At 60.4% G+C, this 9241-nt stretch carries 9 protein-coding genes; 6 read left to right on the top strand and 3 right to left on the bottom strand.

Annotated elements, in window-relative coordinates:
* Positions 1-203 precede the first annotated feature (203 nt).
* From VGC33_RS11230 to VGC33_RS11220, 3 genes are read right to left on the bottom strand one after another with little or no spacing between them, the layout of a single operon-like run.
* Positions 204-1166, bottom strand: coding sequence for a homocysteine S-methyltransferase family protein (locus tag VGC33_RS11230; RefSeq protein WP_331120840.1), 963 nt, complete (start codon positions 1164-1166; stop codon positions 204-206).
* Between the two features lie 44 nt (positions 1167-1210).
* Positions 1211-2008 carry an amino acid ABC transporter permease gene (locus VGC33_RS11225; protein ID WP_331120842.1) on the bottom strand — a complete coding sequence of 266 codons (798 nt, stop codon included), beginning with the start codon at positions 2006-2008 and terminating at the stop codon, positions 1211-1213.
* Positions 2009-2064: 56 nt separating this feature from the next.
* Positions 2065-2889 carry a transporter substrate-binding domain-containing protein gene (locus VGC33_RS11220; RefSeq protein WP_331120839.1) on the bottom strand — a complete coding sequence of 275 codons (825 nt, stop codon included), beginning with the start codon at positions 2887-2889 and terminating at the stop codon, positions 2065-2067.
* Positions 2890-3377: 488 nt separating this feature from the next.
* Here VGC33_RS11220 and rhaS point away from each other — a divergent pair, with 488 nt between their 5' ends.
* The 6 genes from rhaS to VGC33_RS11190 all read left to right on the top strand — a co-directional run.
* Complete coding sequence (rhaS, locus tag VGC33_RS11215) at positions 3378-4337, top strand: rhamnose ABC transporter substrate-binding protein (protein WP_331120841.1); 960 nt, start codon at positions 3378-3380, stop codon at positions 4335-4337.
* Between the two features lie 72 nt (positions 4338-4409).
* Positions 4410-5921: a sugar ABC transporter ATP-binding protein gene (locus VGC33_RS11210; RefSeq protein ID WP_331120838.1), complete on the top strand. Its 1512-nt coding sequence runs from the start codon at positions 4410-4412 to the stop codon at positions 5919-5921.
* Between the two features lie 3 nt (positions 5922-5924).
* Complete coding sequence (locus tag VGC33_RS11205; RefSeq protein ID WP_331120837.1) at positions 5925-6950, top strand: ABC transporter permease; 1026 nt, start codon at positions 5925-5927, stop codon at positions 6948-6950.
* Positions 6947-7954, top strand: a complete 1008-nt coding sequence (locus tag VGC33_RS11200; protein ID WP_331120836.1) for an ABC transporter permease — start codon at positions 6947-6949, stop codon at positions 7952-7954. Before VGC33_RS11205 ends, VGC33_RS11200 begins: the two co-directional genes overlap by 4 nt.
* A 98-nt stretch (positions 7955-8052) precedes the next feature.
* Positions 8053-8922, top strand: coding sequence for a glutathione-dependent disulfide-bond oxidoreductase (yghU, locus tag VGC33_RS11195; protein WP_331120835.1), 870 nt, complete (start codon positions 8053-8055; stop codon positions 8920-8922).
* Positions 8923-9004: 82 nt separating this feature from the next.
* Positions 9005-9241 (top strand): hypothetical protein (locus tag VGC33_RS11190; protein ID WP_331120834.1); only part of this gene is annotated, 237 nt, incomplete at its 3' end.

Raw genomic sequence — 9241 nt, 5'->3', positions numbered from 1 at the left:
GAAGAAGGTATATTGATTAAATTTTTTCTTTTATTTTTTTATATTAATAGGATTATTTTTCCGGACTTGCCGCCGTGACTGAACGCCAGGGATAATAGGTATTTTATTATCCCACAAGCACTATTCCGGCGTATTCCAGCGCGGGGGCCAATCATCAGGCCATGGCGTTATCCGCAACCTGGCGGATACGCCGGGCGCCCCGCCTAGCCGGCGGGAAAAATATCCTCCCCGGCGTTGCGTATCGCGGCGATATGCGCCGGGCCGATGCCGCAGCAACCGCCGACCATGGTGGCGCCCTGCCCGACCCAGCGGCGGATCCACTTCAGGTAATTGGCCGGGTCGAGGTCGTCCCTAAGGCGCGAGATGCCGGCATAGGGTTCGTCGGAGGGCGGCTCGGGCATAAAGGCGTTGGCGTAGACGCCCAGCGCCGCCGTGGGGGTGGTCGAGGCGTCGATTACGCGCCGGGCGGCGACGACCGCCGCGCCCATCGCCTCGGGCTGGCTGCAGTTGAACAATATACCCGCGGCGCCGGCGCGCAGCGTCGCGGCCACCGCCTCCGCCACCGGCTCGCCCGAACGCAGTTCGGCCGGGCCGGTGCGTCCGGCCTCGTCTTTGAGGGTATAAGCGACATGCACCGGCAGAGGGCTCACCCGCCTGACCGCGTCCAGCGCCGTCAGGGCTTCGCGCGTTGAACTCTGGGTTTCGATCAGCCAAAAGTCGATCCATGGGGCCAGCCCCATGATAAGCGGCGTGAGTATGTCATCCGCCCGGGCGGGGATGAATTTTTCCGGCCGGTAGCTTTCAAACAGCGGCGGCAGCGAGCCGGCCACCAGCACCGGCGAGCCCGGATGGGCGGTGCCGGCCTGCACGGCCACGCTGCGCGCCAATTGTCCCGCCAGCCCGGCCAATGACCTGGCCCGGCGGAGAAACCGCTCTTCGCCCAGCATATGCGGCACCAGCCCGAACGTATTGGTGGTCAGCACCTGGGCGCCGCTGTCGGCGTAGATCTCATGGGCGCGCGTGACATATTCCGGCGCCTCGATAAGCGCCAGCGCCGACCATTCGGGCAGGCGGAACGGCGCGCCCAGTTGCTCCAGCAAACGGCCCATGCCGCCGTCCAGAATGGTTATGTCGCGGCGGGGAAGGTTTTGCCCTGGATTGCTCATGATTTCCGGCTCCTGAATAAGATGAAAACGGCCGTCGCTCCGGCCTACTCTGGCGCGCCGCGCCGGGGATAACCCTGGCCGAAATGGCGCTCCAGCCGCCCCTGGAGCAGCTCAAGCACCATGGACATCAGCCAGTAGATGGCCGCCGCGGTGGTGAGCATTTCCATATAATGATAGGTGGCGCGGCCGTAGGATTGCGCCAGGAAATTCAGCTCCCATAGTCCCATCAGGGACACCAGCGATGAATCCTTCAGCATGGAAATAAACAGCGATCCCACCGGCGGCACGATAATGCGCAGCGCCTGCGGCGCGATGATATGCGTGACAATCACCACGCGCGGCAATCCCAGCGCCAGCGCGGCTTCGGTCTGGCCCCGGGGTACGGCAATCACGCCGCCGCGGATGGTTTCGGCCAGATAGGCGCCGTAGTTAAGCGACAGGGCTATGATGCCGGAGGTGAAGGCGCCCAGCACGATCCCCGCCTGCGGCAGCGCCAGGTAAATAATCAATACCTGCACCAGCAGCGGCGTGCCGCGAAACAGCGAGGTATAAAACGTCGCGCAGCCAAAGGCGACGGCGCTGGAGGACAGGCGCCCGGCGGCGGTCAGGATGCCCAGCAGCGTGCAAAACAACATGGACAAGGCGGTAATGACCAGGGTTAAAGCCGCGCCCTGGATAAAACCGTCCGGCGACAGCCGCAGCCCGAGCATATACGGCAGCTTAACCCCTATCAGGGCAAAATCCAGGTCCAGGCGGGAAAACAGCCCCAGCAGGAGCGCCAGCAGCAATGCCCAGGTCATGATGGCCCGCAGGCGAAAGCCGGCGTCGCCGCGCCGCGCCATGGCCTCGACCGGGGCCGGCGCCGCTTTTTCGGCATCAACGGCGGATGACGGCACCATTACTGCGGCGCCTTGGTAATATCTTCCCCCAGCCAGCGGCGCGAGATTTGCGCCAGCGTTCCGTCGGCGCGCAGGGCGTTCACCGCATCCGCCACGGTTTGGTTCCATAACGCGTCCCCTTTATCGGTGGCGACCCAATTAGGCTCGGCGTACAGCTCGCCGGCGATGCGGAAACGATCGCTTTTGGCGATACGGGCGTTGGCGGTAGCCAGATCGGACACCACGGCATCCAGGCGGGTGCCGGCGCCCAAGGCCAGATTCTGGAACGCGACGGTTTCATCCGTCGGCACCACCTGCACATGATCAAACGGGAATACAATGGGCCGGGCGCCCGGGATCACCAGGCTTTTATTCAGGTAATTTTCATAACTGGAGCCGATGCCGACACCGACCTTTTTATTAGTCAGATCGGCGGCGCCCTTGATGTTTTTCTCCTCTTTATTGACCACCAGCACCGCCGGCGAACTGTAGTAGGGCACGGGGAAATCCAGCACTTTCGCCCGTTCGGTATTGGGGGTCATCGAGCAGATGCACAGATCCCAGCGTCCCTGCCACTTGCCGCCGACGATGGTCTCCCATCCCGGCGTGGCCAATTCCAGTTTTACTCCCAGTTTTTGCGCCACGGCTTTGGCCACATCCACGTCAAACCCGGCCAGTTGGTTATTGTCATCGATAAAACCAAACGGCGGATAATCGTTTACCAGCACGTCGCGCAGCACCTTGGTCTGGTTAACCCGGTCCAGGGTGGCGCCGGCGTGGGCCGCGGGAATGATAGTAAGGGAAACAAGGGTTAATAGCGTCAGGACGCCGAGCGATCGCTGCATGATTGTTCCATCCGAGCCGATAAGTTGCATGCCATCAGCCCACCATACAGACCGGCTGGAATTTGCAAAATATCATCAGGGCATAACATATGCGTTTTTTGGCGGTCGGGCCGCAATAGGGCGATAAACCGGGCCATGGCGCCAGGCGCCGCCGGCGGTGTTAACCACCGGGAAAAATGTTATGGATTTGTGATACCGCTCATCCGCATCTTTCTGTCATTGCCACTTCGCGGCGAGAGCTGGCAATAGCGTAAAGGCGGCGCGCGGCGCAAGGTCCTAGAGTCATGACAATACCTTCCAGGAAGGTTCATGCTTATGATGCCCGGCCACGACCATGCAGCGGTTTTGCCGCAGCCCCATCCCGAAACCGCAATTGCGCCGGACGTCACGACCATGCCTCGTCGATTTAACTACCCTGTATTTCCCACGCAGTATTTTCAGCTGGAGTACCTATGATGACACTAAAAAAAATACTCGGTTGTGCCCTGATGGCGTCTTGCCTGGCCATGGCGGGCAACGCCCTGGCCGATATCAAAATCGCGCTGGTGGCCAAATCGCTGGGCAATGGTTTTTTCGAGGCGGCGAATGTCGGCGCGCAGCAGGCCGCCAAGGAGCTGGGCGACGTTAAGGTCATTTATACCGGACCCACCACCACCACGGCGGAAGCGCAGATAGAAGTCCTAAACGGCCTGATTGCGCAAGGGGTGGACGCCATCGCGGTATCGGCCAACGACCCGGATGCCCTGGTGCCGGTACTGAAAAAAGCCATGCAGCGCGGCATCAAAGTGGTTTCATGGGATTCCGGCGTGGCCAAGGCGGGCCGCCAAATCCATCTCAATCCCTCAAGCAACGACCTGATAGGCCAAATGAACGTGCAGTTGGCGGCCGACGCCATTAGCGCCCTGGGCCTGCAAAAAGGGGATACGGCCATTTTAAGCGCCACCCCCACCTCGACCAACCAGAACCTGTGGATAGAGGAAATGAAAAAGGTGCTGCCGAAATATCCGTCGGTAAACCTGGTCACAGTGGCCTATGGCGATGACCTGTCCGATAAAAGCTACCGCGAAACCGTCGGCCTGCTCAAGACCTACCCTAACCTGAAGGTGATTATCTCCCCGTCGTCCGTGGGCATCGTCGCCGCCGCGCAGGCGGTGAAGGATCAGGGCAAAATCGGTCAGGTTTACGTTACCGGCCTGGGGCTGCCCTCGGAGATGGCCGGCGCGGTCAAATCCGGCGCCACCAAGAGTTTCGCCATCTGGAATCCCATCGATCTGGGCTATGCCGCCACCTATCTCGCCTATGATCTGGTCAAAGGCAAAACCACGCCCACGCAGGCCGGCATGGGACGGTTGGGCAACGTGCAGCTGGATGCCGACGGCAGCGGCGCCATGTCCAAACCCTTTATTTACGACGCCGGCAATATTGATAAATTTTCCAAAATATTCTGATGCGCGCACCGGCGTATTTCCTGGCGGGGTGCGCCGGCTTTAGGCTAACAGCGGGGTAATGCGGAGGACGCCATGACCGATGCCACACCACTATTGTCATTACAGGGGATCACCAAAATATTTCCCGGCGCGCGCGCGCTGGAAAACGTGCGCGTCGACCTTTATCCCGGGAAAGTGACGGCGCTGATTGGAGAAAACGGCGCGGGTAAATCGACGCTGGTCAAGGTAATGACCGGGATTTACACGCCGGAGGAAGGCGAGATCCTGTACAAAGGCATCCCGGTAAAACTGGCCACGCCGGACGCCGCCCACCGGCTCGGCATTACCGCCATCCATCAGGAAACCGTGCTGTTCGACGAGCTGTCGGTAACCGAGAATATTTTCGCCGGCCATTACCTGCGCCGCGGCCTGTTCAAACGCCTGGATTGGCCCATGATGCACCAGAAGACCCGCGCCATCCTGACCAGGCTGGACGTGCAGATCGACCCGCGCGCGGTGTTAAAAGAGCTGAGCATAGCCCAGCGCCATATGGTGGCCATTGCCCGCGCCCTCTCCTTCGACGCCCAGGTGGTTATCCTCGACGAACCGACCGCCGCGCTGTCGCAACATGAAATCGTCGAGTTTTATCGCATCGTGGCGCGCTTGAAACAGGAGCAGAAGGCTATCCTCTTTATTTCGCATAAATTCGACGAAATTTTTGCCATTTCGGACTATTACACCGTCCTGCGCGACGGCGGTTATATTGGCTCGGGGCATATCAGCGATATGACCGAGGCTGACATGGTTACCATGATGGTCGGGCGCGAAATCAGCCAGGCCTATCCCACCCCCGCCCATAATCCCGGCGAAATCGTGCTGCAGGTGCGCGACCTGTGCCATCCGACCGAGTTTTCCGCCATGTCCTTCTCGCTGCGCCAGGGCGAGATCCTGGGTTTTTACGGCCTGGTCGGCGCCGGGCGCACGGAATTGATGAAAGCCCTGTTCGGCGTCACCCAGCCCAGCCGCGGGCAGATCGTTATCGGCGGCAAAACACGGCGTTTCGCCAACCCCGCCGAGGCCATCGGCGCCGGCATCGTTTACGTGCCGGAGGAGCGCCAGCAGCAGGGGGCGGTGATTGAATTGCCCATTTATCAGAATATCAGCCTGCCGCAGCTAAGCCGCCTTAATCCCCAAGGCATCCTTAATGAACGCCGGGAGATGGCCTTGGCCGACGACTATGCCCGGCGCCTGCAGGTCAAGGCGTCCAGTTGGCGCCAATCGGTGGAAACCCTTTCGGGCGGCAATCAGCAAAAGGTGGTTATCGCCAAATGGCTGGCGACGCGGCCGCGCATCGTTATCCTCGATGAACCCACCAAGGGTATCGATATCGGTTCAAAAGCGGCCGTGCACCAGTTCATGGCCGAACTGGTCGGCCAGGGGCTGGCGGTCATCATGGTCTCGTCCGAACTCCCTGAAATCATGGGCATGGCCAACCGGATCATCGTGATGCACGAGGGACTGATGGTGGGGGAATTCAACGCCGCCGACGTCTCGGCGCAAACCATTGTCAGCGTCGCCAGCGGCGCCGATCTTGAGGTGGCATAACCCATGAAAACCTTGCTCAAACACCGCGAATTATTCCTGGCCATGGTTATCCTGCTGATGATCCTGGGCGTGGGCGGCCGCTCGCCTGAATTTCTGCGCCCCGGCAACCTGCTGGAAATGTTTAACGATACCTCGATCCTGATTATCCTGGCCCTTGGCCAGATGATGGTGCTGTTGACCAAAGGCATCGATTTATCCATGGCAGCCAACCTGGCGCTGGCCGGCATGATCGTGGCGCTGCTGAATTTTCATTATCCCGCGCTGCCGATCGGGCTGCTGGTGGCGATCGCCACGGCCGCGGGTTTAGCCATGGGCGCCGTTAACGGCCTGCTGGTCTGGAAACTCGGCATACCCTCGATTGTCGTGACGCTCGGCACCATGAGTATTTACCGCGGCATCATCTTTTTACTGTCGGGCGGCGGCTGGATCAACGCCCATCAGATGAGCCCCGGTTTCCTGAGCCTGCCGCGTACCTCGTTCCTGCATTTGCCCATCCTTGGCTGGTGCGCGCTGGCCGTACTGGCCGCGGTGGGGTATTTCATGCGCTACAGCCGCACCGGCCGCGCCATGTATACCGCCGGCGGCAACGCCACCGCGGCCTACTACGCCGGCATCAACGCCGGCAAGATGCGGTTTGTCAGCTTCTGCTTGTCCGGGGCGCTGGCCGGCTTCAGCGGCTATCTGTGGATCACCCGGTTTGCGGTGGCCTACGTGGATGTCGCCAACGGCTTTGAACTGCAAATCGTCGCCGCCTGCGTTATCGGCGGCATCAGCACCATGGGCGGCATCGGCACCGTCGCGGGCTGCCTGTTGGGGGCTTTGTTCCTGGGGGTTATCAATAACGCCCTGCCGGTCATCGGCGTGTCGCCTTTCTGGCAAATGGCGATTTCAGGCGGCGTCATCGTCATCGCCGTCATCATGAACGAACGCGCCAATAAACGCGGGGGACGCCTGATCCTGCACGATGTCGCCCTGGCGCAACAGTCGTTGCCGCCTCGGTCCGGACCGAAAAAAGAGGGCAGCCTATGAACAAGACGTTATCCTCCCACCCGCATCCCGTGGCGGTTCCGCTGCGCCAGCATCCCTTTATCCGCCGCCTGCTGTGCTGGGAGGGTTTTCTGCTGGCGGTCACGCTGCTGGTGTTCGCCATCAACGCCGTCGCGTCCCCGTATTTCCTTAATATCTGGAACCTGTCGGACGCCACGTTTAATTTCACTGAAAAAGCCATTATCGTCCTGCCGATGGCCATGCTGATTATCGCCCGGGAAATCGACCTGTCGGTGGCCTCGATTATGGCCCTCAGCTCCACCCTGATGGGATTTTGCGCGCAGGCCGGGCTGGCGACGCCATGGCTGGTTTGCGTCGGCCTCGGGGTCGGGCTGATATGCGGTGTGATTAACGGCCTGCTGGTAACGCGCCTGAATTTATCCTCCATCGTGATTACCATCGGCACCATGAGTTTATTTCGCGGCATCACCTATGTGTTGTTAGGCGATCGCTCCATCAATCACTACCCGGCAAGCTTTGCCTATTTTGGCCAGGGCTACGTGTTCGGGGCGCTGTCGTTCGAGTTTGCGTTATTTATCTTCTTGGCGCTGCTGTTTTACTTTTTGCTGCACCGCACCAACTTCGGCCGCCGCACCTTTGCCATCGGCAATAATCCGGTGGCGGCCTACTATTCCGGCATCAACGTCAAACGCCATAACCTGACGCTGTTTATCCTGGTGGGGCTATTATCCGGTCTGGCCGCGGTGCTGCTCACCTCGCGCCTGGGCAGCACCCGCCCCACCCTGGCGCTGGGCTGGGAGCTGAGCGTCGTCACCATGGTGGTGCTGGGCGGCGTCAACGTGCTGGGCGGGTCCGGCAGCATGACCGGGGTTATTATCGCCGCTTTCCTGATGGGGCTGGTCACCTTCGGCCTGAGCCTGCTGAATGTGCCGGGCATTGTGATGTCCATTATCGTCGGCCTGATGCTGATAGCGGTCATCTCGCTGCCGATCCTGACGCGGCGTTTTATGGCGCGCAGCGGATAGCGCCCCACGGGCGGCAATCCCACCAACGGTTAAACCCGCTTTCGCCAGGCTGCTACACTGTTATCATGATTTTTTTTCATCACAAGGCACCCTACACCATGTCGGAAAATAACTATCATCCCCCCAAAGTCTGGACCTGGCAGCCAAAACAAGGCGGCGCATTCGCCAATATCAACCGTCCGATTGCCGGCCCGACCCACGACGCCACGCTGCCGGTCGGCAAACATCCTCTTCAGCTTTACTCCATGGGCACGCCTAACGGGCAAAAAATCACTATCCTGCTGGAGGAGCTGCTGGCGCTGGGCGAAAGCGGCGCGGAATATGACGCGTTTCTTATCCGCATCAGCGAAGGCGATCAGTTTTCCAGCGGTTTTGTCGCCGTCAATCCCAATTCAAAAATTCCCGCGCTGCTCGACAACTCCGTCTCGCCGGCAATCCGGGTATTCGAATCCGGCGCCATTTTGCTGTATCTGGCGGAAAAATTCGGCCATTTTCTGCCGCAAGAACGCGCCGCGCGCACCGAAGCGCTGAACTGGCTTTTCTGGCTGCAAGGCTCCGCGCCTTACCTGGGCGGCGGTTTCGGCCATTTCTATCAATACGCCCCGGTTAAAATAGAATACGCCATCGATCGCTTCGCCATGGAAGCCAAGCGCCAGCTCGATGTGCTGGACCGGCAACTGGCGGAACACCGCTTTATCGCCGGTGAGGACTATTCGATTGCGGATATCGCCATCTGGCCCTGGTACGGCAGCCTGGTGAAAGGCGGCCTCTATAACGCGGGCGAATTCCTGGATATCACGTCCTATCGGCATTTCACGCGCTGGGCCGAGGATATCAGCCGCCGCCCCGCCGTTCAGCGCGGACAAAAGGTTAACCGCACCTGGGGCGATCCCGCCGACCAGTTGCATGAACGCCACGACGCCTCTGACTTCGAGCGCAATACCGAAGACAAACGCGGCGCTTCTTAACGCCAATAGCCCGACTGGCAGTGAGGGTTATGTCGCACCCGGCGGCGGGTTTGATTGCGGCTGGCAGTTGGCGAATTGCAGCATGCGTTATGTCGCCCCCGGCGACGGGTTTGATTGCGGCTGGCAGTTGGCGACTTGCAGCAAGCGTTATGTCGCCCCCGGCGACGGGTTTGATTGCGGCTGGCAGTTGGCGACTTGCAGCATGCGTTATGTCGCCCCCGGCGGCGGTTTCGCTTGCCATGCGTTGGGTGGTTATAGGGATTGCCGGGTGCCGGCAAGCGACCAGAAGGGGCGCACGCGCGCCCCTTCTGGACTTCCC

The organism is Acerihabitans sp., assembly GCF_036398755.1.
Classification (GTDB): domain Bacteria; phylum Pseudomonadota; class Gammaproteobacteria; order Enterobacterales; family Enterobacteriaceae; genus Acerihabitans.
This window is presented reverse-complemented; position numbering and strand designations above follow the sequence as displayed.

Excerpts from the sequence above, each read along its gene's own strand:
- VGC33_RS11230 (WP_331120840.1), bottom strand. The coding sequence starts at position 1,166 with ATGAGCAATCCAGGGCAAAACCTTCCCCGCCGCGACATAACCATTCTG.
- VGC33_RS11225 (WP_331120842.1), bottom strand. The coding sequence starts at position 2,008 with ATGGCGCGGCGCGGCGACGCCGGCTTTCGCCTGCGGGCCATCATGACC.
- VGC33_RS11220 (WP_331120839.1), bottom strand. The coding sequence starts at position 2,889 with ATGCAGCGATCGCTCGGCGTCCTGACGCTATTAACCCTTGTTTCCCTT.
- rhaS (WP_331120841.1), top strand. The coding sequence starts at position 3,378 with ATGGCGTCTTGCCTGGCCATGGCGGGCAACGCCCTGGCCGATATCAAA.
- VGC33_RS11210 (WP_331120838.1), top strand. The coding sequence starts at position 4,410 with ATGACCGATGCCACACCACTATTGTCATTACAGGGGATCACCAAAATA.
- VGC33_RS11205 (WP_331120837.1), top strand. The coding sequence starts at position 5,925 with ATGAAAACCTTGCTCAAACACCGCGAATTATTCCTGGCCATGGTTATC.
- VGC33_RS11200 (WP_331120836.1), top strand. The coding sequence starts at position 6,947 with ATGAACAAGACGTTATCCTCCCACCCGCATCCCGTGGCGGTTCCGCTG.
- yghU (WP_331120835.1), top strand. The coding sequence starts at position 8,053 with ATGTCGGAAAATAACTATCATCCCCCCAAAGTCTGGACCTGGCAGCCA.